We start from the raw sequence: 24,247 nt of genomic DNA, 5'->3' as shown, positions 1-24,247 counted from the left end.
TCCATGGGACTAAAGAATAATACAATTAATCCAGAATATGGATTTAGACGGTAGTTACTTTGAACTTATAACATAATTTCTCAACGTTTGATAAATAATTTGTTTATTAAGTAAAGAACGAAATATTTGTTTTAGAGTAAATTCTTTACTATTTTCTACTAAATACGGGTGGAGGGTAACATTAAGAAATAGTATCTTTTATAGGCTTCAAGAGTACTTTAAATGCCTTTACAGCAATCATATTCTATTCGTTTTGGCTATATGAGAATATTTATAAAAAGAAAAACTCCTGTAATTCCTTTCTGTATATAGAATTACAAGAGTCTTGTTTTTGGAGGTGGAGGGAATCGAACCTGATTATTCTGTTTGTACGGTTTTGTAAGCTTTTGTATATCTTTATATATTGAAAGGAATTAAAACAATTTGTTTTATTTAGTTTTATCTGCTTTTGTACGGTTTTGTATTTTTTTTGGTCACAATTTTGGTCACAATTCAAGTTCACCCTCCACCTGTAGCAATACGTAATTAGTAAAAGTCCAAGTTTATAATAACGTAGCTAAAATAGTTACTTTAAAAATTACTATTATAAATGTATTATATTTATATGGAAGAAGATGTAAGGTGGAAACAGAGGTTTTCAAATTTTAAAAGAGCATTCTTACTATTAAGAGATGCATTAGATGGGGATATCTCAAAACTAAATCAGCTTGAAAAAGAAGGGGTAATTCAAAGGTTCGAATACACATTTGAATTAGCATGGAAAGTTCTAAAAGATCGAATGGAATATGATGGTATTATATTCGATATAATATCTCCAAAAGCAGTTATTAGGAAAGCTTATGAATCTAAGTACATAGATAATCTTGAAGTATGGTTTAATATGATTGGAGATAGAAATCTAATGAGTCATACATATGACGAAAATAAGTTTGAAAAAATAATAATGACTACACAATCAGAGTATTTAACAATTTTAGATAAACTTTATATGTGGTTATTAGAAGAAACTCTTTGATGAAAGATACAGGTCTATCCGTTGCTACGATTAATATATTAGTAGAAGCTTTTTCAAAATATCCGGAAATTGATGATGTTATATTATACGGTTCTAGAGCTAAGGGCAACTATACATCTAGGAGTGATATTGACCTCGTAGTAAAAGGAATAATTTCAAGGCATATTATTTCAAAAATATTACTCGACCTAGATGATAGCGATATTTTGTATAGTGTTGATCTTCAATCATATAATGACCTAAAAAATCAAGAGCTTATCGATCATATAGATAGGGTTGGTATAGTATTATACAAAAAATAATATAGCTTTCAATCTATCAGATCAATTCAATACTTTTTTCAATTATTTATGTTATAATACTCATCATGACTGTAGAAGAGCTAATTAAAGAGTTAAAAAAGTTCCCAAAAGATGCTGAAGTTACTGCATATGAAGGGGAAGCTGTAGGTATAACTATTTATAGTAAAAATAACGAGTCTGGTTTTATATATACTGGAGCAAATAAAGATACTGAGTTATTAATAAAATAATGAAGATACAAATCTTAAGTGACCTACATCTAGAATTTGATTATAGGGAATATGAATTCTCAAATTGTGATCTATTAATCCTTGCAGGAGATATTTACTCAGGAACTAAAGGTGTCGAATGGATTAAGAATAAAGTAACTAATATTCCTGTAATATACGTAATGGGTAATCATGAATATTATAACAATTATTTTCCGAGTCTTCTAGATAAATGTAAGGAAATAGCAAAAGAATCTAATATACACGTATTAGAGAATGAGAGTATTACAATTAATAATATTACCTTTCACTGTGCAACTCTATGGACAGATTTTGAACTTTTTAATAATTCAAGCATTGCCCAATTTGAGTGTGAGAGATGTATGAATGACTACCACTGTATAAGGTTAGATACAAACTCCTCTAAATTAAGAGCAGATATAACAAGACAGATACATCATCAAACAAAAAAATGGCTTAATAAGAGTTTAACAGAGAGTAAAACTGATAAAAATATTGTAATAACACATCATGCTCCTACTATTCATTCAATAGCCACAAGATTTAAAGATAGCCTTCTATCAACAGGATTTGCTTCAAACCTAGAAGATTTAATTATTAATAAAGAACCTAATCTTTGGGTTCATGGTCATGTCCATGATGCCATTGATTGTTATGTAGGGAAAACAAGAATTTTATGTAACCCCTGTGGATATCCCCATGAGAATTCTAATGGATATATTGATGATCTTATAATTGAAATATAATTTTTGCTTTAATCTCCTATCTCTCCAGTGAGTTTCTAGGTGTAAATATTTTCTTTGTTCATGAAAGTAGCTAAAAAAATTACCTGTTGTCCTAATTAGAATAGGTTTAGTGTTCAGAAATAAAAAAAATCTTTAACAAATTTGTAGTTTAATAAATTTGCACATATAATTTTCTAATAGTTTTGTAGAGACAACAATATATTAAATCAAGAAAGTCTATAATAAATCTAAATGAAATAACATTTATCTCATGAGTATGCAATTTCTTCTAAGAGAAGCATCCAAGGATATTATTGATGTATATTTGTAAATTTTAAATTTTAGTAGACAATCTTTTATTTTTTTTTTATATTAAGCAATGTCCTTTATTGGTCATTCTATAGTACTTAACGTGCTATTCTATAATCGTTAATTAACGATTATTTTCTGTTTATGTAACTGAAAAAAAGATAGTGAACTAGAAAATATAAGAAAACAAATTTTCTTTTTCAATCCATTAAAAAATATCCTGGTAGCTTTTTAAGGAGGAAAACAATAAAGCACCATATTTAGTATTGTATACTAAGAAAAAATAACTTTAAGTTTATGGATTATAACTTATTGTTTCTTTAATTGTATCATTATATCTAGGCGAACATCATAGTCAAAGAAATGACAAGTTGGTGAACGTACACTTCTACTAAGGTTTTAGTGTTTCATATGTAAGTGAATGTAAGATGGTATCTTGATGTAATTCAATAATTTAAAAGAAGTTTACTTCTTTTAGCAATTATCTCAAAATTCATTCAATTTGTAAGGTATATCAAAAAGATAATATATCCCAAATGAAATGGCTTGAGGTTAATGCAAAAATATTGAAGACATCAAGGAGTCATGTATGACAGATAATATATTAAACGCAAAAGAAGCCGCAAAATACTTAGGAAACTTAAGTATACATTGTATCTATAAATATTCCAGTCAAGGGATAATTCCAAAATTAAAACATACTGGTAAACTCTTATTCTTAAAAAGCGATTTAGATGATTTTATTATAAAAAATAGAGTCTCCACTCATACAATAAATCAAATCTCAAGATCTATAAAAGAGGTAAACTAATGATTGTTATTACCTCTTTAAATAAATTACTAAAAGGATCTGGAAAGATTATTAGTGTGGAGTTTACATTATGACAGCACTGGAGTTTGTAGATTTTATAACTGATTCTTTGAGAGCTAAGATATATTATGTTCTTGTAAAAGAAACTGAAATGCGTAGTGTATATGCTTATTTTACTAGTGAGCATTATGTATTAGATGCAAACCTGACTAGATTAAAAAATGAATGCAGTATAATAATTGATCTAGCTCTAAAATCAGGTATTGCAAACCAATTTTCGAAAGGGCTTTTTAAACAATTTACCACATCGTTAAACTTTAAACATCAAGTGCTAAGTAGTGTTGTTAAAGAGTATATTTTGAATTTAAAAGAAATCAAAGAGGAATTATTTGATAATGATCCGTTTAAACTTAATACTAAAAATGGCATCTATTGTTATATAACTGGTGAAATAAGAAAACAAACCAAGGAAGATTATTTTTTTAATATTACAACTGCCAATTTCATTCCCGGATATAATGAAAGACCTGAAATATTTATAAATTGGATTAAAAATCAAATAACAGAACAAAATATTACAGTATGGGGTAATAGTGAATTAGATATAGATTCAAAAGTAGAAAACTTTTTGGAAATATTAGGCTACTTATTCACAGGTTGTACATATCAGAAGTATATCTTTTTCTTATTAGGAAAATCTAATACATCTAAATCCACATTTCTTGAATTTTTAGGATATCTTCTTGGTAGCTATTATGGAATATTACCCATAAAAGGTTTGATGTATAAAAGAACTGGTGATCCTAATGTTAGACCTGAACTTGTTGATCAAAGAAAAAAAAGACTATTAATTTCTTCAGAACCAGACCCACATGATGTATTAGACGCATCTATATTTAAAATACTTACAGGGAATGATGGTGCATCTTTTAAGAAATCTCATTCAGACAATATTTATTATCATCCAAAATGTAAAATAGTAGTTTCTTCAAATTATTTGCCAAAAGTGTCAAATACTACGGATGATAGTCAATTGAGTAGATTTGTAGTTATGGAGTTTATGAATCCTATTCCTAATGACAAACAAGATCTGAATTTTTTAAATAAATTAAAAGAAGAAACTACGGCTAATCAGATCTTTACTTTTATACTATCGTATTCTATGAAATATGCCAAAAATTATTTTGAGAAAAAAATGCCAATTCATAATGAATTTAAGCAAGATTTTGCTAAATATTTACTTCAACAAAAAGATCCTATTTCAATGTTTTGGAAGGATAAAATTATCGTTAGTTCTATTCAATCTTCTTTCTATAAATGGAAATCTCGTGATCTTTATCTTTATTTTTTAGAATATTTGAGATTATTAAAGTACGAAGAAGAAGTAACTCAAATGAAGTTTTTTAAACGTTTCAGTGAAATAGCTGAACAACATGAATTTGTTCATAAAACCACTATTTCTTACACAAAAGAAGCATGTTATTCAGGCATAATGATTAAAGGTGTTGATTTCTTAACCCATGGACTCACTTCATTTAGTGGCGAAATTAAGTCTAAATATACATTTGATGAATAAATATTACTAAATGGTGCATCTAGCCCTTACTCAGTAAGGGGTAGATGTATTTTTTGATGTTAAAAAAGGAGAAATAGTGACAGATCAACAGATTATTTTATATTTAGATAAGTTTTTTGAGAAAAATGGTAAAAATATAATAAATTTACCTAAAATTCAGCAGATCCAACTAAAGGAGAAGCTACAATTAAATTCATCGAAATTCTCATATTTAAAAAAAATTCTAGTTATGGCTGAAAATGAAGAACTGGATAAAGTAAGGGTGGGCTGTTTGTCCATTTATAAATGCTACAAAAATTTGAGTTTTACAAAACGACGTAAATTTGAAGATTCATATAATTTACAACTTCAAATTTTTAAAAATGATAAAATAAATGATTTGAATATTTTAGAAGTCTATATAAAATTATTTAGTAAACTTTACCATCACAATCTGATAGTTAATGATGAGTATAAGGAGTTTATTGTGTTGTTAACTCAGAAAATTGTCGAAAACAAATTTTCTGTAGGAATAAGTAAGAATATGTTAGAAAACTATGACCTTACTATTACTAAGAATACTGAGAGTGGAATAAGTATAAAACTTATTCAAAATGTTTGAGATTTTTGTAAATATTTTCTAATATTTGTCAAATATTAGAAAAAATTTTGCAAAATAATTATAAAAAACATTCAGGAGTGATAATGTCTTCCTGAATGTTTTTAATATTTAGACTGGTGGTTTCACTGGCTACGAATGGTGTAAGAAGGAAGATTTAAATGACACATGAAGAAAGGGAAGTTTGTAGAAAAAATTTTATTATCGAAGCCAGAAAACCTTGTATTATAGACCAAATTGTTTTAAAGGTTCCCAATGAATGGATTAATTGGGATAATATAAAATATTATGAGACACACGATAAAATCACATTTATAAGCGGTTTACATAAAAGAGTCCATTTTCATGATACTACAATTAAATATGATATAAGCATTATTAACAGTATTTTTAATGCTATAAATGAAAATATGTATGATAAATATCCTCTTTTCTCAAGGTCAATACCATATGATGAAATCTTGGTTTACTCAGAATTAAAGCTTGTAGAATTAGCTTTTGATACTTATCATCCTAAATTCCCTTACTATATTGATAATTTTAATGGTAGTTTAAAACATGTACAATTTTATAAGGATAAACCGAATTCAATATATTCTACAGATTATAATGTTACTTATCGAAAAAATGGAGAAAAAGCTGACCAGCAGGATTCATTTATTTGTATTTATGATAGAGGCGATCGTATTGGCAGTCCTATTAGAATCACTAGGTTTGAATTTAGATTAAAAAGGAAATACATTAAAGAAATTCATATTAATGACCTGGACAAGCTTCCTGTCGGATTTTGCAGTCATATAAGACCATTACTTATCAACTATACAAAAGAGGTTTTAAAGCCTCATTCTTTGTGGCCAATTAATGCTGAAATTTGTAAATTCCTGCATCCATTTCTTTATAATATTTTACTAGAATGTAATCAGAATTCCATGTCCACACAGGAACTTATAAATATTAAGAGTCAGCCTAAAATGTAAAGAGCCTATAAATATATTCTTTTATTAATATAACGTAGAAACAGGACTAACCACTGTTAGGACAACAGTTTATATAACTAACAGTGGTTAGTCCTATACGAAGTATATTGACTGATAAGAGAGTTGTTCAATATCCCAGTAACTCTTATTGAACAACTCTCTTATCAGTCAATGTTATCTACCAGCAATAGATGTAATTATCAACCTAGTAGTAAATCATTATAAATACCTAAGCAGTGAATCTATTTCAGTTCACTGCTTAGGTATTTTCTATTAACCAGTAATCAAGACCAGTAATAAAGCTATAACTAACATATTCCTTACTCATCTACTGCCTTTAGAAAAGATGGACCTAAACTTCTAATCCAATACCAAGGTCACATTATACAAAAACTAATACTTAATTCCATAATCACCAATATCATTCTTTTCTCTCTCTAAAAACATTGTACAAAGCTCCATAACAATAGATTTAACGAGTACTATCCCTATAACCCGAGTACTTAAAAGAACTACAATCTTTTATGGTCTAAAAACCATAATTATCATCCTATTTCAAAATCATCATTCAAACTATCCATTTTTACCTATGATAATATACAATCGTGAAAACTCTAAAGGTGACTTTACTCATTTCATAATCCTTATTTAGTACATCGTATTTTTACATATCAAGAAATAGTTTTATAAATCAAATTTAATCACTGGGTAGGGTAACACTACCTGGTATTAGTTTTAATAAACTTAATACTGATAATTTAACATCATACATAAACTTAGTTGGTGTTCTCCTTGTAATTAACTGGTATTTAACAACTTTACACTATAAAATATTATGTCTATGGTAATTACTCTAATTTATCTTCGGTAACCGATTATATTAACTTTTATAGCGGATAATTAACCCATATTAAGCTTTTTATCTGGGTATAATATCATTTCCTGATTAGATGCAAGAAAACCATATTTAAATCCTTTTAAAGCTGATAATAGCCAATAACTCTGTTTAATTAATTTATTGGCTTATTAGAACAAAAAACTGTCAACACATAATAAAGAGGACTTGTATGGTATATTTAGAATTAGACAGAGCAATGCAAGAAAAACATCTTATTGATAGAACTTTATTTACCAGGTTTGAAGCTTCTTACCAATTCTTTACTGGTAGAAATAAAATTTATTTGTATAGGGTGATTGAAGAGTGTGAAAGATCGTTTAACTTGGATATTGTTTGTAATTTTATAGCTATGAGTAACTTTACCTATATCAGCACAATAATAAATGAAATGAAACGACATGAAGATTTCCACTTAATACATTCTATGTTTTCTATTAACAGTTCATTTGATATTATCCTTAAATTTGAATACCAGAAAAAATTAGGCTCTGAAAAACTCACTAGCTTACTTGTAGAATTATACAGCATTACCAATAAAATTAAATCATTAAAGCTATACAGTCCCAACTGGGCTTACAAAACACTTGTATATAATCAGTACATACAAAAATCCATGGATCTGTATGAAGATATTGCTATTGCTAAAATATCATTAGATTCAGAGTAAAGTTAATGACACTTTATAAAAGGGCTGTAAGACTAGAAGAGATACATACCAGCTAATACCTAATAAATCGTTCTAAACTAGAAATTAAACCCTTATTTTCATCAATTTTATGATGCAAAAGACTATTTAGAGGACTATGAAAACTACTTAACAGTAAAAACAGAGATAGTTTAATGGGGTAAGAGATTTTTATATTTTAGAAGATTCTTTCAGGTATTAGTATATTAATTTAGTTGTACCGGGATATATCCGGAATAGTTCTTGGGCAGGCCATTTGGTATGCTCGTTTTAAATCAGTAATACAGAAGTAAAATATCTTTTATCTAGGTTTCAGGGAGTTATAAAGCAATTTAAATGAGTCTTTTTGTAGTTTTTAGCTGCTATATGCAGACGGTCTATACAATAATTAAGCAGGAAATTTATCTATAGTTTAAGAGGTTAAATAACAGTTGGTCTTCTTAAACAAATTTTACTCTTTATCCATTAAATTATCTGCTATGATTAGTTGAACATTGATTTATTGTTATACTATTGTTATACTTAAAATATGAAAACTGCAATTTCAATACCTGATAACGTTTACAATGATGCTGAGATAACTGCAAAAGAGCTTGGATTAGCCAGAAGCCAGTTATACGTATTAGCAATAAAAGAATTTATTGAGCATCATAGTAAAGATCGAATTACAGAAAAGCTAAATTGCTTATTCTCTAAGGAAAATAACATTGAAGATACAAATGAATTAGGGCTTGAATCATTAAGAAAGGCAACTGAATATGATTCGTGGTGAAGTTTGGTGGGCTGACTTGGGAATTCCATTTGGAAGCGAACCAGGATTTAAAAGACCTGTTGTCATAATACAAGATGATTCATTTAATAGAAGTAATATTCAAACAATAATAGTATCTTCTGTAACTACAAATCTTAATCTTGCAGATGCACCTGGAAATATATTTTTAGAACCTGAAGAATCTGGATTACCTAAGAATGGAGTAATTAATATTTCCCAAATCTCAACAATAGACAAAAGAAGGCTAATAGAAAAAGTTAGTACTCTACCACCAAGAACAATGCATGAAGTTGATTTTGGGTTAAAACTTATTTTCAATATTCAATAAATTGAGCAACACTGTTAATAATATTTCAGATATTATAAAAAATAATCCACCCATACAGATGAACTATTTTTTTATGGTGCTTTTCAATAAACCTTATCCTGCAACCACAATGGGTTTAAACTCAACGTGTTCTGCTTGGATTAATACCTGAGATGTTTTGCTCTCATCTTCATCAAAAACTTGCTTAAGCCTACCAACCACTCTTACACCTCTACCTTTTTGTAGATGCCTAGCACAGCTATCTGCTAAAATCGAGTAGACTTTAACACTCACAGTTGTCATTTCTTTTACTATTTCTTCATCTTTTTTGTAGTATCGTTCTGATGAAATATTGAAAGTACATTCCATTTCATCTTGCTCTGTTCTTCCTTCAATTGGATCGCCAATAAGGAACCCTTCTAATAATACTGAGTTTAAACTATTCATCTTATTTCTCCTTAGATTTGTATTCAGGGAGATAATATATAAATGAAGTGGTAGTTCGATACTAAAAGAATTAGTTATATTTACCAATACAATGATTTATTAAACCTACAAGACTTTTATTATACGATAAATACCTAACAATAATTTTGGCATGGTTTTTGCAATAAGATATTTGAAAATTTTTTAAAAAAGAGGATAAAATGCTATTAGAAAACAACGATTTACAAATTCGGAAAATGAAAGTTAGATTTATAGGAGGTGTTGAGACAGTTACAGGTTCATGTTCAATGTTAGAATATATAAATGGAGAAAATAAACAAACAGTTTTAGTTGATTGTGGAATGTATCAGGGAGAAGGTGCTCAAAATCTGAAAAACTTACCATTTGATGCAAAAAATATTTCCAAGGTAATTTTAACACATGCACATTTAGACCATTGTGGAGCAATACCTCTTCTTTATAAATATGGTTATACAGGGGAAGTATATTGTACTTCTATGACGGCTGATTGTGCTAGAGAAATACTACTAGATAGTGCTAATATCTCTAATGGTGAACTATACAAAATTTCTGATGTAGATCAGATCAAATTTAACTGTGTCGATTTAGATTCTAAGTTTAGTTGGGGTCAACATATTTCTATAGGTAAAGATTTTTTCTTTTATTTCCTCAGATCTTCTCATATCTTAGGTGCTGTCTCAGTTGGGTTTATTTGGCAAGAAGCAGATTTTGAAAAAAAGACAATTGTATTTTCAGGGGATATTGGAGCATCAACATTACAAAATGAGCAATCGTTATTAATAAAAGATAATCAATATCCGCATAATGGAAGAGGAAATGACTTCATTGTTTTAGAATCAACCTATGGCGCTAGAAAAAGGGAATGTTTTAATTATAAACAACGATTATAGAAATTAAATTCAATAATTGAAGAATCATTCAATGTAGGTAAAAATTTAATTATTCCTAGTTTTTCATTGCATAGAGCCCAAGAAATTTTATTTGATTTATTTTATCTCTTAAACTTTAAGGAATATTATTTTAAAGTATCAGAAGATGAAGTACGCACATTTATCAATAATGATAATTTCCCTAAATATTTAATCGATTTACTTGAAGAGAAAGATCAGTCATTTAAATTAATAAATGGTGAGTATTATAGCTATGTAAGAGATTATGACGATTCTCAAATAATTATAGAATTATTATCAGAAATTGTCATACCTATAAAATTACAAGTTTTTATTACATCTCCTTTAATTGAGAAACTGATTCCTATATATAAAAAAGGCCTATTAGAATATAAATTCAAAAATAATTCTAAGAAATATTTATATGGAAATGATTCAATATTTTCAACTTTAGATTTTGAGGGTTTTGATAGTTATGATGACCTTATTGAAAATATTTTTACGGTAGGTGAAGTTCTCGAAAGTAATAAATCTTATAAGAAAAAAACTAATAAAGTTAAAAAGAAACACCTTGAGATTAAAGACCATATTATACGTGTAACAAATGGTGGAATTTCATACACTAATAACCCTTGTCATAAGACCATTGTTTTAGGTTCTTCAGGCATGTGTAATGATGGCGCTATTGTTGATATTCTAAATAAAAATTTGACTAGAGAAGATTCAACAGTTCTTATTACAGGATATCAGGCAAAAGACACTAATGGATATTATTTATCAAACCTAGATACTTATGAAAATGATATGAAGCATAATACAAGGTTCAATAATATGGATTGTAGATTATCTGATGTTAAATCTAAGATTATAAATATGAGTGCATATTATTCAGGTCATGCTGATAAGGATGCTTTATTGGATTTTATATATAATAATCCAAAAGAACCAAGAAAAGAAGAGATACAGGTTTTCTTAAACCATGGAGATAATGATTCCAGAAAAGAACTTGCACATTTAATTGATGAAAAAAATTGTACATTTAATCCAGATGCTTCAAAAACAATTATCCCTATGAAAAATGATTCTAAAAAGTGGTATAATTTATCTGATAGAAAATGGGAAGATTTTGTAGAGAATCAATCATTAATAATCATGGAAGATGCTATTGATGCAAACATGCATATCAATTGGGAAAGTAAAACAATATCATTCCCTGTCGGTACAGATACAACTTATATCGAGATAATTCTTGCATTAGTCATGTAATAAAAAAGACCTTAATGGCAGTATTTTCTATTAAGGTCTTTTTCTTTATGCATCATAAACAAATCCCTCCACAACAATCCTAATAATCGCACCAGATCCATTTCAACTTATATATTATTCATGTGACCAATTAACTAAAAGGAGAACGGTTATGAAGAGAATTATCGAAAGTTCAGGTGGAGGAGGATCTTTATTTACTGCAATAATGGCTTTAATTAAAATCATTATTGCGTAGGTAGGATTTCTAAGAGTAGAAAAATTGAGGCCGACCAGGCCTAACCGGATAGAAAACCGGAAAGAGATCTAGAGCAGGCCTATTTGGCCTGCTCTTGTTATTTATAACCCAGGGGTTTAATGCCCTTGGGAGTTATTTAAAAAACAATATTACTAGGAGCATAGACTATGTCCCGATGAAAAAGGTTAAGGAAAATGAAATACTGGATAATAAAACATGTAGAAACAAATACAGATTTTGAGTTACGAAACTCATACCGGTTTAACTCAATATTAAAGAGTTTAATAATCAGTGAAGCAGACACACTTTTTGTAGCAATACTAAATGATCAGATGAAACTTAGTAATCTTCATCTGTTTCCATTTAAAGGACTTGATAGCTTTAAAAGCCAACTGAATAAAATAGGAGTTCTAAGTTCTGTAGATAAAGCAGCCTATATATCTTTAGCATATAATGTAAGACCCAAAAGTACCAATCTTGGGAGTGAGTATAAAAAGGCTTTTGATAAAATCATAACAGAAGGTGGGAAGAACTCTGTCCCGGTTTGGACAGCACTCCATTGTGTAGATGGCAGGTATACTGAAATATACCAGGCTACAGAAGAATAAAATCTACTAAACAAAACCTCAAGTAAAAACCCATACCCGGAACTAATAATAACGCGTTTAAAGCAGGCCATTGGTCTGCTTCTTTTATTTATAACCCTAAAAGGAATAATAAAAATGAAATATCAAATAGTTATAGACCGTAAATCAGATGAAGACTTAAGGATTGGACATCCAAGAGAAGTTTTTGACGTTGTAAAAGAGTTTATTGACGAAAAGAAAAATACCCTTTTTGTCCTATTATTAGATGGAGCAAGTTATCTACAGAAAATACATATTATGGATGTTAAAGAACTAGACCCGGAACTACCACATATAATATTTAACCTAGCTTTATTATCAAAATCATCATCTATAGTCACAATCCATAATCGGAAATCCAAAATATCAAAGCCTTCAATTGAAAATATAAAGATAGTTGAAGACTTAGTAATGAAATGGAAATTTTTAAAGATAGAGGTTCTAGATCATCTCCTAGTTTCAGGAACTGGTTATTTCAGTTATGCAGAAAATAATCTATCTACTCTAAGTAAAGATGATGTGTGGCCATACAAAATGGTTTAATTAACAAAGTATAACCAATTAATAAAACAAGTAATAACCCATTTAAAAAAATGAATGTAAAAGAATTTAAAAACAAAGATTTAAGAAAGTAATATTTGTCATTAAAGCAGGTCGTTGGCCTGCTTATTTTATTTATAAATACAGGAGTGTAGAGAATGAAATATCAAATCATTAGTGAAAGAACAGAAAAGTACGAAGTTAAGGTGTCTTACCCCACGGATTTATTGCCATGCCTAAAAAGGTATCGTGACCTGGAGAAAGAACATTTTATTGTAGCAACATTAAATGGAGCCCATGAAGTTATAAGTGTTCGTTTAATAACTATTGGAATTTTGAATAGAACCCTTATCCATCCTAGAGAGGTGTTTAGACCTGCTATTGCTGACAACTCAGCTTCTATAATTTTAGTTCATAACCACCCAAGCGGTAATATTGAACCAAGTGAGGAGGATAAACTTGTGACAAAGAGGCTTGTTAATGCAGGGGATATATTAGGTATCAAAGTATTAGATCACATGATTATAGGGACTAAGGATTATTACAGTTTCGCTGAAGGTGATAGTCGTTACCTAGAACCTAATAGAGATAACTATTAAGGGAGGTAATATGAAAATAAATAAAGTTACAATCTTTAATCTGCTGACAAAATTATATTCTCCAAAGACCTCAATTAAAATTGTGAAAGATAGTGGAGATCAGTATTTTATTAGATTAATGATCATTCCAAATAAAGGGATGAATTTTGTGTATGAGATACAGTTAAACTTATCTCTACTATCTAAAAGTCATTTATCTTGGGTAGTAAAAACAGTTTCCATTGAAGCCGGTGATGATGCCTTGAGTAATGAAAATAATATTAAAAAGGTTTTTGTATGTATAGAAGAAGATTTTAAAGGAGTTGCAAATGTTTAATAGAGCATCAAAGAAACAAAGTAAATTAAGATTAGCACTGTTTGGACCATCCGGTGGTGGAAAGACATTTACAGCTTTAAGAATAGCCACTGGAATAGGCGGTAATATAGCAGTAATTGACAGTGAGAAGGGCAGTGCCAGTAAGTACGCTGATAGGTTCAATTTCGACGTTGCAGAGCTACCAAAACCCACAATTGAGAACTATATTAAGCTGATTCATGAAGCCCGGAACTACAATGTATTAATTCTTGATTCACTATCCCACGGTTGGCAGGAACTACTAGAAGAAGTGGATAGAATTGCAAAATCTAAATACAAAGGTAACACCTGGAGCGCATGGAGTGAGGGAACACCAAAACAGACTGCTTTAATAAATGCAATCTTGAACTTTGATGGTCATATTATTGCCACAATGAGGGCAAAGACTGAATGGACAACAGAGAGAGATGGTAATGGTAAAGTTAAACCGGTTCGGGTAAGCCTTGCCCCTTCCCAGGGTAAAGGTATCGAATACGAGTTTGATTTACTTATGCAGATATCTACAGACCACATAGGTCAGGTTATTAAGGATCGAACTGGTAAATATCAGGATGAAATAATTGATAGACCTGGAGAAGATTTTGGTAAAGCTTTAAAAGATTGGTTATCTGAAGGGGTTCATCAAGAACTTAAACCAATAAAACTAAAAGCCGTGAACAACGTTGGTCATGATCCTAAAGAACACTTATTTCCTATAACAAGTGATGCCCATCATGAACTTAATAAGTTAATGAAAGAGAGCAAGGATCTTTTCAGTAATACTCATTTTCAATGGATAATTGACCAAATAAAAAATGATACAACTGGAAACAAAGTTCTAGAAATGAATGAGCATGTTTTAAGTGTCATAGCAAGTATAGAAGTCAAAGTCGTTTAATAGTTCCGGGTAGTTCTTACCCAATAGAAATCAAATACATAAAAATAAAAAATCTCAAACAGGAGGATGATATGAATGCTATATCAATCTTAAAAGAAAAGATAAAACCGTCTTTCAAGCCTATTAAATTAAAAAATAATGGGTACGAGACAATAAGTTTAGAAGAAATTAAAACAGGTACACCGTTTGTTGACTTGTTTCCAATTAATCCTGAGACATTAAAATCCATTACTGAAGATATGGTAACTAATGGGTTTGATGTTTCACAACCAGTAATTATCTGGAAGGAGACCAATGTTTTAATCGATGGTCATACCAGATGTGAAGCAGCAAAAAATGCTGGTCTAAAAGAAGTAGTGGTTATATATGAATCATTTCCAGATGTTGATGCTGCACTTGTCTATGCCTACGGTCTTCAATTTAAAAGAAGAAACTTAACAGACGCTGATAGGTTCATGTTTTCAGAAACCTATGTGAACAACGTTGGTCACGGTGTAAAGAAGACCGGTAGAAAGAAAAATGAGTTAGCTGAGATCTTATCAGTATCAGTCGGGACTGCCCAGAAATATATCACTGTAATTACTAGAGGTTCAGATAAGACTAAGGAGTCTGTTTGTTCCGGGATGTTAACGATTAACGGTGCATATAAGTCCTTACTGAATAAGGAGAAACAACACTCAGATAAGTCTAATGAAAAGCCCCGAATAGCCAATAAAGTTAAGGATGATTTTAAGGTTCCGGGTAGGGGGAAAGGTAATTCTAAATCTAACAATAGTACGGACTATGTTGAGATAGAGGCATCTGTTATCCAGAAAAAGCTTGATCAATGGGGTGAAGATTTAGATGTTGAAATGGGTAATTTCTTTCCATTTAAGGAGAGGCTCTTAGCTGTTAGTGAAATCTTACCAGAGGGATCACTACTAAAAGAGTATGCACAAAGTCTAATGGATGGAGGTAAAGTGCTATGAGTGTTTACGATATGCTTAATAAAATAATCCTAGATAAATTAAAAGAAGGTGTCGTTCCATGGAAGAAATTATGGAAATCAAAACAGGGACTTCCTCCAATTAGTCTAACAACTGGTAAAGTCTACAGCGGTATAAATCAAATAATATTAAGTTGCCTTGCAATGAAGTACACCGAAAATCCGTTCTTCCTGACATACAAACAAGCTGAGGAGAGAGGTGGCTACATTAAGAAACGCGAGAAGGGGTTTCCAGTTGTCTTCTTTAAAATGATTGATGCTAAGGTTGATGAAGAAGATAAGGAGAAAGATAAAAAGAAGTCCCGGTTTGTACTCCGGTATTTTACTGTATTTAACCTTGATCAGTGTGAAGATATTAAGTTATCTAAAAAAGAAATCGAGTTGTTACAATCTAAGGAGATTGAACAGAAGGAATTCTCTCCACTTGAGAGGGCTGAAAATCTTTTAAGGAATTACAAAGAGATGCCTGATATCCAGATTAATGTTTTCAGCAATCCTGCTTACTACAGAATGTTTGATGTTATTAAACTTCCACCTAAAGGCCAATTTGAAACAGTAGAAGAATTTTACTCTACATGGTTCCATGAACTGATTCATTCAACAGGGCACAAGTCTAGGTTAGATAGATTAACAAATGAGGATTCAATTGAGTTCCGGGCTGTTGAAGAGTTAATAGCTGAGATAGGTAGTGCTTATCTATCCTATGAGGCCGGGATAATTAATGAAGTTGTTGATAATAATTCAGCCTATATTGATTCCTGGTATAAGAAGATATCTGAAAACAGCAGGTTATTTACTACTGCCACATCTAAAGCAGAGAAAGCCTATAAGTTTGTAATGGATCATTCTGATGTAAAACCAGAATCCATTAAAACAGCTTCGTAGTGGGGGATGTAATGGATATAAGACAATACAAATTACGAATGCAATTTAAGGCTGAAACAGACAAGGATGTTGAAGGAGCTAGTTTTGCAGAGTATGTAAATTGGCTGGAGAAATTAAGGGTAGAGGATATTAACAAGGATGTCTTAGTTGAAAACGAGCACTTAAAGAATGTGGTACAGAAGGCTATGGATGTTTTGGATGAAGGGTTATCAGCTATACCAAAAGAATAAAAGATGTTCCTGGGCAATTAAGCCCAGGGATTTATCTATGTTACAAATAAGGGAAATTAAAATGAGTGATATTAATAAAGATTCAATAGATTTATTCAAAGATTGCCTGGAAGTTCTTAATCAGATAACTAACAGAAAGTATTGGAGTTATCAGGAAGGGAAAGAGTCTAAAACTTATAATTTAGCAATTAAGGTTGATAAAGAGATTAAACGGTTAGAAATTGTAGATGGTTCCGGGGGGAAAGATGAGTGATGATTTAAGAGAGTTCTTTGGAAATAATATATTTTCATATACAAGAGCAATGGCTATAGCTGATGGGGTTCTAATAGATATATCAGATATTGCAAAAGAAGCAGGATTTAAAGTACCAGTAGCTGTTACTGATACTTTATATAATAGTTGGATTGAACCTGATCAATGGAGTAAAAACCAGGGTCAGAGCAGTTCCGGGAGGATCTGGGATATCTTAATGCATTTACATTATGCAAGTAAGAGTGCTAAAAGTGATACAGTCTTTATAAATGTAGTATTTGCCAGTAAAGATGGATCAATGACAGTTAAGATTAAAGCTGTTATTGGTCCTGGGGATACTGTTGATCCTGTGTTGACAATTATGTTTCCTCATGAGGATTAGTATTGTTAGAAGTGAAGTTTGGGGATTCCCGGGTAAACCCGGTCGGGCTTTTCCGGGCTCCGCTTCCCTTCGAACCTTTGGTTTTGCGTAGCAACCCTACGTATCCCTAATCCAAGGTTTAAAGCTTCGCTTTATTTTTTATTATAAATCACTTCAATTTTCAACAGTATAACTTAAAGGAGTTTGACTAAGACAATTTTATTTGATTATGATTGTAAATTATATAAAAAATGTATTAAAATATCCAATAAACATATAATATAAGAATAATTAAAAAATAAGTATAAATAGGATTTTTTATGGAAAAACAAATAATATCTAGAGAGCAAGCATTTAACTATATTAGACCTTTAGGAAAAGGTATACAAAAACTACACAAAGCCTTAGCTTCATCCGATCTCCCTATTGAAGATGCAGATGATATACGTGAAGATTTACAACAAATACATTTATCATATCAGTTTGCTTCAATGTTTACTGAGGATTCTGTTTGTACAATTGCAGGGTTACAAGGGGTTGGTAAAAGTACTTTAGCTAATATCATGTTTGAGATTCCAAAAGAAGCTGAATTAGTCTCTGGTAGGGGTAGTTGCGAACATATTCCTATATTATTAAAGAATGTAGCCTCTAAAAGTGAGGAACTAGTTAAAATATTTTCATCAAATAAAGGGCATATTATTGAAGAATCTTTAAGTTATGATGAAGCTCGGGAACGAGTAATCAATAATAATAAATATGATCTTTTTGCTATATGGAATATTTATGGTTCAAAGAAGTTAGAACAGATGTCTCCAGTTGTTGTATTGCCTGGAATACAAGAAAGTGCTAGTTTCAATAGTTCTATAGAGGTAGCAATTGCTAATAGTGATGTTGTTATCATAGCTACAACACATTCGAGAGCAGCGCAAATAGGGCTTAATACTATTGATAACTGGCGTTCAGAATATAAAGTCCCTAATTCTAAAACAGCATTTGTAGGCACTTTTGTTGATGTTTTATCTGATGATAAAAAATCTGACTTTTATGCTAAATTAGAAGATTACGGTTCAGAGATTTTTATGATTTCTAATGATTTAGAAAGTAATAAAGGAGATCATTCTCATGATGACTTATTTGTTTGGGCTGTAGAGAAGATGACTAAATCTGCAATAATGTTTCCTGGAATGAAAAAGATTGCTAAAGATACCCGAACTGTGATTAGAAAAATAGATAAAGCTATATCAGAAATAAAAATTGAAAATACTTCTCATACGCAGTTAGAAGTTATTGGTCATTTAGAGAAGCAATATAATCAACAATTCTCATATTTATCGAAACATATGATTAAAACATTTTCAAAGTCTATATACAAATTGAGAGATGATTTAATTGAAACTCTAGATGATGAAATTTCTAAAAATATAACCGGTGGAGCAAAAAATCAAATCGATTTATTTTTTTCAAAAAACACACCTGAAGGAAAAAAACTTCGTGATTTAGCTATAAAATTAAAAAAATCTTTTTTAGATGCTGATTTTTTGAATATTATTTATGAAGAAACCTTACAAGTACTTGTCAATCAATTAGAGAATTCTGAATTAACTGATAATAATTTTGATAGTGCGAGTGTATTACAAACTTTTATAGCTGGGATATTTATAAATTCTTTATCTGATGACTTTGATAAAAAAATCCCTGCTGGTAAAAGTAAATCTGTAAATGAAATGACGGAATCCATTTCAGATAAACTAAAAAATACCAAAACAATTTTAAATAACTTTAAAGTAGAAATAGAATCGAAAGATAAAAAATCAAAAGAACAAAAAGAAACAGTCTCCTTAGGAGAAGCATTATTTAATTTAACCCCCATAGGTGAAGGGGCTGGAAATGTGACTAAAATATTATTTGGTGCTGGTGGTGCTGCTGCTACTACAGCTGAATTAGCAGGTGCTGGTTTCGCTGGTATTTCTGCTAGTGTCTTAGCTGGAGTAATAGGAGGTGCGGTTTTACTTATGGCTTCACATTCTTTAATCTCATCGTATCGTGTAGGACAAAGAGAACTAGACAATAGTCTACATTCTCATTTTAAATCATACTTAGAGTACATAGCAGAAAATTCCATTATACAGTTTACTAAAGATTTGGAAGATTTAGGTGAAAAAGTATGGTATTGTTTAGAAATTGATCTAAAAAATAGGTTCGGTGTAACAGCTAAGAACTCAAGTATAATTACATTATTAGAGACATCAGCTGAGTTAAAAGAAGCACATAAGCAATTTTTGTCTTACAGTTTATAGTTAATATAATAAATGAAGAAATCTTTTGACCATTGGAGTTGGGCTTTAAATGCAGCTAAGACATTTGATAATATAACTACAACGAACATAGACAATCAATTAGTTATAGCAACTATAGGTAAAGCTCAGTCTGGAAAAACTACTGCACTTGTTCATTTAATCTTAGATGAAGATTTTTATACAATTGATTCTGTTATAAAAGCATTAAGAGGTAATGAAAAAGAGTGTAATAGTGCAACTCCTGTTCCAATTAGATATATTCCAAAGACTAGAGATGGAAAAATTGTTGAAATTAATTCAGTTGAATTAGAAAGTCTAACGAGTCAAATAGCACACTTAAGAGATTCACAAAAACATTTTGTTGAATCAAATGATAGTTATATAGAAATAGAATTACCTGGTAAGTGGAGAAGGAAGGATCTTGTATTCATTGATATACCTGGTTACAGTTCTAATCGTGATGAAGTTGAAGCTATTATTGCACAACGGGCAGCTGAAAAATTCGTAAATACTGCTGATATTGTAGTATTTGTCGCTCCAGGTAATGCAATTAGTGATTTTGGTGGATATAAAGGTTCTTTCGAATATAAAATGAAAGAAAGGATAGAAGTTTCGCCTCAAAATAGTTTACTTCTGGTAACATTTGCAACAGAATTAGCTAATGATACAGGTGAAAACTGGACATCTACAATTAGAAAAGAATTAAAATTAGATATCATACCTCCTGTCATCTCCTGTTCTTTTAAAGAAGTAGACTATGAAAATATTGATGATGAAAGAATTCGATCGGTAGATAAGATAGTCAGTTGGATGGACAATATTGAACCATCAATGTCCAAAGTTATGCGGATCTTTAGTACTCCGATATCTAAAAAAAGACAGAGAGACAAGTACTTATTTGAATTAAATAAACTCAAATCGAGAATAGATAATTTAAATGAAATAATAAAAAATCAAAAAAATAAAATAGACAACTTTAATAATGATAATGAAAAAATTAGAAATCATATTAAATTATATAAACAAAAAGTCAGTGAAATAGCTGATGATAAAGGAATCAAATACTTATCAAACATTAACTGGAATAATTTCAAAAATCTTAACCATAAAGATAAAAAAATAAATAAATTAATTATAAATGAAACTATAGATGAAATAATTATTAGTTTTTTTGATTATACGGAACTTACAAATAAGTTAAGAAAATCATTGCAAGAGTATGAATCACATAATGAGATAAAATTATTCTCTTTAGATTTAGATATAAAGAATTTTCTGAATAAACACAATTCCAAATACGATTCTATTTATAATAATATTATTAATAATAAGATTAAATTAATTAATAATGAAAGTAAATTTACAATTCTAAATAGAGACGCACAAAGTCTACAAAAATTACTTAGCAAAGACTTTGATGAATATATTAATTCCGTGCCAATAAATATAGATAAAAAATTTGATCATTCAAAGAAATTACATAACATACATTATTTAGTAAATAGAGCAACTAAAATTAAAGATGATTATGAAGTGATATTTAATAATTATCGTATTCTTGAAATTGAAATTGAACAACTTACAGATTATCCACATATTCTAAAAGAAGAGTATATAAAAGTTTGGAATAAAAAAATACAAATTATTAATAAACCAAATATATCAGTTAATAGAAGATTAAAAAATCTAACACATTGTTATTTAATGAGTAACGCTCTGAAGGATTTACTAAACATGAGATTGGTTAATATGGAGAATAAAAATGAAAGAAAATGAACAAGATGATAATGTTCTTGAAGGTTTAAATCAGAATGTTAAAAATATGTTTCATGATATATTAATTGAAAGTATTGGACTTAAAGATATTGAAGCTAGTCTTATTAAACCTCTTAAACAAAAGATAGAGGGGTTAGATGATACAATTTCATCTTTTTTGATGGAGATTTTAAAGAAAATACTCAACAAATCATTTCGGAAAGTAATAAAGTTCTAAAAACCTCGATTGATGATGTTTCGAAGTTAGCATCTGATATTGATATCAATAATAAAAAAATATCTGAAACCCTTAATAAAACTTTAATTAGTTACAATTATAATGTTAATAAAATTCAAAGCTTAATTACAGAAGTCGATAAGTTTATAACTTCATCAGATGAAAATAATAATTTAATATCAGAAATTGTTAATGACATTAAGTCATATAATACCAAGTCTGAAGAAGAACTCGATAAATTTAGAGTTTATATTAATGAGCTAATGGATCGTATTGATACAAAAGATAAAATAATTTATAGATTCATAACAAAAAACAATATCATATCTATTATTAGTTTTATACTCGTTTTAATTAATACAATTGGTATTAGTATAATTTTTTTATATAAGTAATATAACACTCTCGACATTTTCGAAGTTCTGGGTAGATTTCAGCAATATCATATCTACCCAGTGACTTCTGGAACATATCAAGCCAATGACCTAATAATACGGGTTAAATATTTAAAAACAAAAAATGGCTTCTAGTGCTATTTATCACAATAGTCCTTTAATTCTTGTGATTATTTTTTTTAATTCCATAACATAACAGAAATATCATTATCAAAAATATTTCGTTTCAAATTTTTATATATAAAATGTTTTTAAATATATTCTAAATGGATTAGTATTAATTATGAGCGAAAATGAAGTAAAACTAGCAGAAAGAATAGCAAATATACTGTATCAGTTAAACAGTAATACCAGTGTTAATGTTCGTGCATTGGCAGATGAATTTAATGTTAGTACAAAAACTATCCAGACAGACCTAAATAAAAGATTGTCAATATTTGGCATTGAAGATGATGGGAAGGGTAACTACTGGATGGATAGAAGATATCAAGGAATACTTACAATGAGCGACCTTAAAAACTTTGCTGTATTATCCGGTGTTTCAGAAATCTTCCCAGATATAGATGACTATTTTATCCAGGATATACTAGAACACAAGTTCAAAGACTCATTTTTAATTAAATCCCCATTCAAAGAAAGCACTAAAGATAAAAGACATGAGTTTAATATAATTTCCGAAGCAATTGAAAAACATAATCATATTCGAATTAGTTACAACGATAAAAGATATACTGTAGAACCATATAAGTTATTTAATATTAGTGGATTATGGTATGTATGTTGTGTGGATGAGGGTAAACTTAAAACCTTCAGACTGATAAAAATATTTAAAATAAATCAGTTAGGAACTACATTTATTCCTGATAATTCTATTTTAGAAATAATTGAAAATAGTGATTCCATATGGATGGGAAATAATGAAGATACAACTGTAAAATTAAGAGTAGTACCAGAATTTTGTGAGTATTTTTTAGAAAGGATTATACTTCCAGGACAAGTAGAAGTTATCAAAGAAGAAGATGGATCTTTAACTGTTATCTTAAATGTCTCTTTTATAGACGAGATACAGGCATTGGTTAAATACTGGATTCCACGATTAGAAGTTATTGAACCTTTATTATTAAAAGAGAGTATTGATAATGAATTATCACTCTATTTAACAAAATAAAAGGAGTTTTTATGTTAAATGGATTTATACCACAAAGGCCAAAAGATAAAGTAAAAATGCTTAAAAGTTATAGGAATCTTTATATAAAAGAAGTTTCAGATGGTAAAAAAACTAAGTGGGAAGAATTAACTTTTTTTGAAAAAGCTAAAGTAGATGCCAAGTGCCTACAACATTTAAAAATGATTAGGTTTTAGACATCTTTATTCCTTCTCCATAATTTGTATTTATTAAAATCCACTGATATAAGATCCAAAACAAGTTTGATAATTATTGCATCGTCCAAGTAACCAATAACAGGTAGAGTATCTGGAATTACATCTATTGGTGATACAAAGTAGGTTATACCAGCTCCAATTGCAATAATCACCTTAATAGATATATCCGTGTATCTTTTATGGGAATAATCATTTAATAAGGATATCAGGGCTTTAATATCATCCCAAAGATCAAGTAGAGGTTTTGGGATAAAATCATTAAGATTTTTAAATTTCTCCTCACTACTTTTTACTGTTGATTCTACATCTTCTACTTTATAATCTTTCATTCTATCATTAAAATCATCCACAGGACTTTTATTCATTATTTACTCCAAATAGGTAAAATAATCCCCAGGTAAGGG

Annotated in this window: 30 protein-coding genes; 28 read left to right on the top strand and 2 right to left on the bottom strand. The window is 29.5% G+C overall.

The genetic code is table 11. The features are described from left to right. Positions 1-589: 589 nt before the first annotated feature. The 11 genes from EW093_RS01065 (at position 590) to EW093_RS01020 (ending at position 9,226) form a co-directional block, all read left to right on the top strand. Complete coding sequence (locus EW093_RS01065; protein WP_223111629.1) at positions 590-1,015, top strand: nucleotidyltransferase substrate binding protein; 426 nt, start codon at positions 590-592, stop codon at positions 1,013-1,015. Further along, on the top strand, positions 1,015-1,317 hold the full coding sequence (locus tag EW093_RS01060; protein WP_149569548.1) for a nucleotidyltransferase domain-containing protein: 303 nt from the start codon (positions 1,015-1,017) through the stop codon (positions 1,315-1,317). Before EW093_RS01065 ends, EW093_RS01060 begins: the two co-directional genes overlap by 1 nt. Positions 1,318-1,382: 65 nt before the next feature. Then, the gene (locus tag EW093_RS17210) at positions 1,383-1,547 is read left to right on the top strand and encodes a hypothetical protein (RefSeq protein WP_187759770.1); all 165 of its coding nucleotides are present in this window, start codon (positions 1,383-1,385) and stop codon (positions 1,545-1,547) included. Further along, the gene (locus tag EW093_RS01055) at positions 1,547-2,293 is read left to right on the top strand and encodes a metallophosphoesterase (protein ID WP_149566611.1); all 747 of its coding nucleotides are present in this window, start codon (positions 1,547-1,549) and stop codon (positions 2,291-2,293) included. The genes EW093_RS17210 and EW093_RS01055 overlap by 1 nt, the downstream gene beginning before the upstream one ends. Before the next feature lie 877 nt (positions 2,294-3,170). Continuing rightward, entirely contained in the window at positions 3,171-3,392 is a 222-nt protein-coding gene (locus EW093_RS01050; RefSeq protein WP_149566610.1) for a helix-turn-helix domain-containing protein, read from the top strand. A gap of 70 nt (positions 3,393-3,462) precedes the next feature. Then, positions 3,463-4,968, top strand: a complete 1,506-nt coding sequence (locus EW093_RS01045; protein ID WP_149566609.1) for a hypothetical protein — start codon at positions 3,463-3,465, stop codon at positions 4,966-4,968. Between the two features lie 76 nt (positions 4,969-5,044). Beyond that, positions 5,045-5,569 carry a hypothetical protein gene (locus EW093_RS01040; protein ID WP_149566608.1) on the top strand — a complete coding sequence of 175 codons (525 nt, stop codon included), beginning with the start codon at positions 5,045-5,047 and terminating at the stop codon, positions 5,567-5,569. A 158-nt stretch (positions 5,570-5,727) separates the two neighbouring features. Beyond that, the gene (locus EW093_RS01035) at positions 5,728-6,543 is read left to right on the top strand and encodes a hypothetical protein (RefSeq protein WP_149566607.1); all 816 of its coding nucleotides are present in this window, start codon (positions 5,728-5,730) and stop codon (positions 6,541-6,543) included. Positions 6,544-7,610: 1,067 nt separating this feature from the next. Further along, positions 7,611-8,108 (top strand): hypothetical protein, encoded by a 498-nt coding sequence (locus tag EW093_RS01030; RefSeq protein ID WP_149566606.1) that lies wholly within the window; start codon positions 7,611-7,613, stop codon positions 8,106-8,108. A gap of 547 nt (positions 8,109-8,655) precedes the next feature. Next, positions 8,656-8,898, top strand: a complete 243-nt coding sequence (locus tag EW093_RS01025) for a ChpI protein (RefSeq protein WP_149566605.1) — start codon at positions 8,656-8,658, stop codon at positions 8,896-8,898. Continuing rightward, positions 8,885-9,226: a type II toxin-antitoxin system PemK/MazF family toxin gene (locus tag EW093_RS01020; protein WP_149566604.1), complete on the top strand. Its 342-nt coding sequence runs from the start codon at positions 8,885-8,887 to the stop codon at positions 9,224-9,226. Before EW093_RS01025 ends, EW093_RS01020 begins: the two co-directional genes overlap by 14 nt. A 93-nt stretch (positions 9,227-9,319) precedes the next feature. Here the strand turns inward: EW093_RS01020 and EW093_RS01015 are convergent, their stop codons facing one another. Further along, positions 9,320-9,652, bottom strand: a complete 333-nt coding sequence (locus tag EW093_RS01015) for a single-stranded DNA-binding protein (RefSeq protein WP_149566603.1) — start codon at positions 9,650-9,652, stop codon at positions 9,320-9,322. Between the two features lie 200 nt (positions 9,653-9,852). Between EW093_RS01015 and EW093_RS01010 the strand changes: the two genes are divergently transcribed. From EW093_RS01010 to EW093_RS00930, 17 genes are all read left to right on the top strand, one after another. Next, on the top strand, positions 9,853-10,563 hold the full coding sequence (locus tag EW093_RS01010; RefSeq protein WP_149566602.1) for an MBL fold metallo-hydrolase: 711 nt from the start codon (positions 9,853-9,855) through the stop codon (positions 10,561-10,563). A gap of 66 nt (positions 10,564-10,629) precedes the next feature. Further along, positions 10,630-11,829 carry an MBL fold metallo-hydrolase RNA specificity domain-containing protein gene (locus EW093_RS01005; RefSeq protein ID WP_149566601.1) on the top strand — a complete coding sequence of 400 codons (1,200 nt, stop codon included), beginning with the start codon at positions 10,630-10,632 and terminating at the stop codon, positions 11,827-11,829. Positions 11,830-12,258: 429 nt separating this feature from the next. Beyond that, complete coding sequence (locus tag EW093_RS01000) at positions 12,259-12,672, top strand: hypothetical protein (RefSeq protein ID WP_149566600.1); 414 nt, start codon at positions 12,259-12,261, stop codon at positions 12,670-12,672. A 114-nt stretch (positions 12,673-12,786) separates the two neighbouring features. Then, a complete protein-coding gene (locus EW093_RS00995) occupies positions 12,787-13,233 on the top strand; it encodes a JAB domain-containing protein (RefSeq protein ID WP_149566599.1) in 447 nt (148 codons plus the stop codon). A 155-nt stretch (positions 13,234-13,388) separates the two neighbouring features. After that, a complete protein-coding gene (locus EW093_RS00990; protein ID WP_149566598.1) occupies positions 13,389-13,829 on the top strand; it encodes a JAB domain-containing protein in 441 nt (146 codons plus the stop codon). 10 nt (positions 13,830-13,839) lie between these two features. Beyond that, positions 13,840-14,145 (top strand): hypothetical protein, encoded by a 306-nt coding sequence (locus EW093_RS00985; RefSeq protein WP_149566597.1) that lies wholly within the window; start codon positions 13,840-13,842, stop codon positions 14,143-14,145. Next, the gene (locus EW093_RS00980; RefSeq protein ID WP_149566596.1) at positions 14,138-15,061 is read left to right on the top strand and encodes an ATP-binding protein; all 924 of its coding nucleotides are present in this window, start codon (positions 14,138-14,140) and stop codon (positions 15,059-15,061) included. The genes EW093_RS00985 and EW093_RS00980 overlap by 8 nt, the downstream gene beginning before the upstream one ends. A gap of 71 nt (positions 15,062-15,132) precedes the next feature. Beyond that, positions 15,133-16,029 carry a ParB/RepB/Spo0J family partition protein gene (locus EW093_RS00975; protein WP_149566595.1) on the top strand — a complete coding sequence of 299 codons (897 nt, stop codon included), beginning with the start codon at positions 15,133-15,135 and terminating at the stop codon, positions 16,027-16,029. Further along, entirely contained in the window at positions 16,026-16,931 is a 906-nt protein-coding gene (locus EW093_RS00970) for an ArdC family protein (RefSeq protein ID WP_149566594.1), read from the top strand. The genes EW093_RS00975 and EW093_RS00970 overlap by 4 nt, the downstream gene beginning before the upstream one ends. A gap of 11 nt (positions 16,932-16,942) precedes the next feature. Beyond that, on the top strand, positions 16,943-17,161 hold the full coding sequence (locus EW093_RS00965) for a hypothetical protein (protein WP_149566593.1): 219 nt from the start codon (positions 16,943-16,945) through the stop codon (positions 17,159-17,161). A 61-nt stretch (positions 17,162-17,222) separates the two neighbouring features. Then, a complete protein-coding gene (locus EW093_RS00960) occupies positions 17,223-17,414 on the top strand; it encodes a hypothetical protein (protein WP_149566592.1) in 192 nt (63 codons plus the stop codon). Further along, positions 17,407-17,796: a DUF6573 family protein gene (locus tag EW093_RS00955; RefSeq protein ID WP_149566591.1), complete on the top strand. Its 390-nt coding sequence runs from the start codon at positions 17,407-17,409 to the stop codon at positions 17,794-17,796. The genes EW093_RS00960 and EW093_RS00955 overlap by 8 nt, the downstream gene beginning before the upstream one ends. Before the next feature lie 299 nt (positions 17,797-18,095). Next, complete coding sequence (locus EW093_RS00950; protein WP_149566590.1) at positions 18,096-20,072, top strand: hypothetical protein; 1,977 nt, start codon at positions 18,096-18,098, stop codon at positions 20,070-20,072. Between the two features lie 12 nt (positions 20,073-20,084). Then, complete coding sequence (locus EW093_RS00945; protein ID WP_149566589.1) at positions 20,085-21,848, top strand: hypothetical protein; 1,764 nt, start codon at positions 20,085-20,087, stop codon at positions 21,846-21,848. Then, positions 21,835-22,065: a hypothetical protein gene (locus EW093_RS00940; protein ID WP_149566588.1), complete on the top strand. Its 231-nt coding sequence runs from the start codon at positions 21,835-21,837 to the stop codon at positions 22,063-22,065. The genes EW093_RS00945 and EW093_RS00940 overlap by 14 nt, the downstream gene beginning before the upstream one ends. Before the next feature lie 678 nt (positions 22,066-22,743). Beyond that, positions 22,744-23,628: a helix-turn-helix transcriptional regulator gene (locus EW093_RS00935; RefSeq protein WP_149566587.1), complete on the top strand. Its 885-nt coding sequence runs from the start codon at positions 22,744-22,746 to the stop codon at positions 23,626-23,628. An 11-nt stretch (positions 23,629-23,639) separates the two neighbouring features. Continuing rightward, positions 23,640-23,822: a hypothetical protein gene (locus EW093_RS00930; RefSeq protein WP_149566586.1), complete on the top strand. Its 183-nt coding sequence runs from the start codon at positions 23,640-23,642 to the stop codon at positions 23,820-23,822. On the opposite strand, the gene EW093_RS17980 is transcribed toward EW093_RS00930, so the two are convergent. Next, positions 23,819-24,208, bottom strand: coding sequence for a YkvA family protein (locus tag EW093_RS17980; protein ID WP_149566585.1), 390 nt, complete (start codon positions 24,206-24,208; stop codon positions 23,819-23,821). The genes EW093_RS00930 and EW093_RS17980 overlap by 4 nt on opposite strands. Between the last annotated feature and the right edge of the window lie 39 nt (positions 24,209-24,247).

This window comes from Thiospirochaeta perfilievii, assembly GCF_008329945.1.
In the GTDB taxonomy this organism is placed as follows: domain Bacteria; phylum Spirochaetota; class Spirochaetia; order DSM-2461; family DSM-2461; genus Thiospirochaeta; species Thiospirochaeta perfilievii.
The sequence above is the reverse complement of the archived record's forward strand: the minus strand, read 5'-3'. Positions and strand labels throughout refer to the sequence as shown.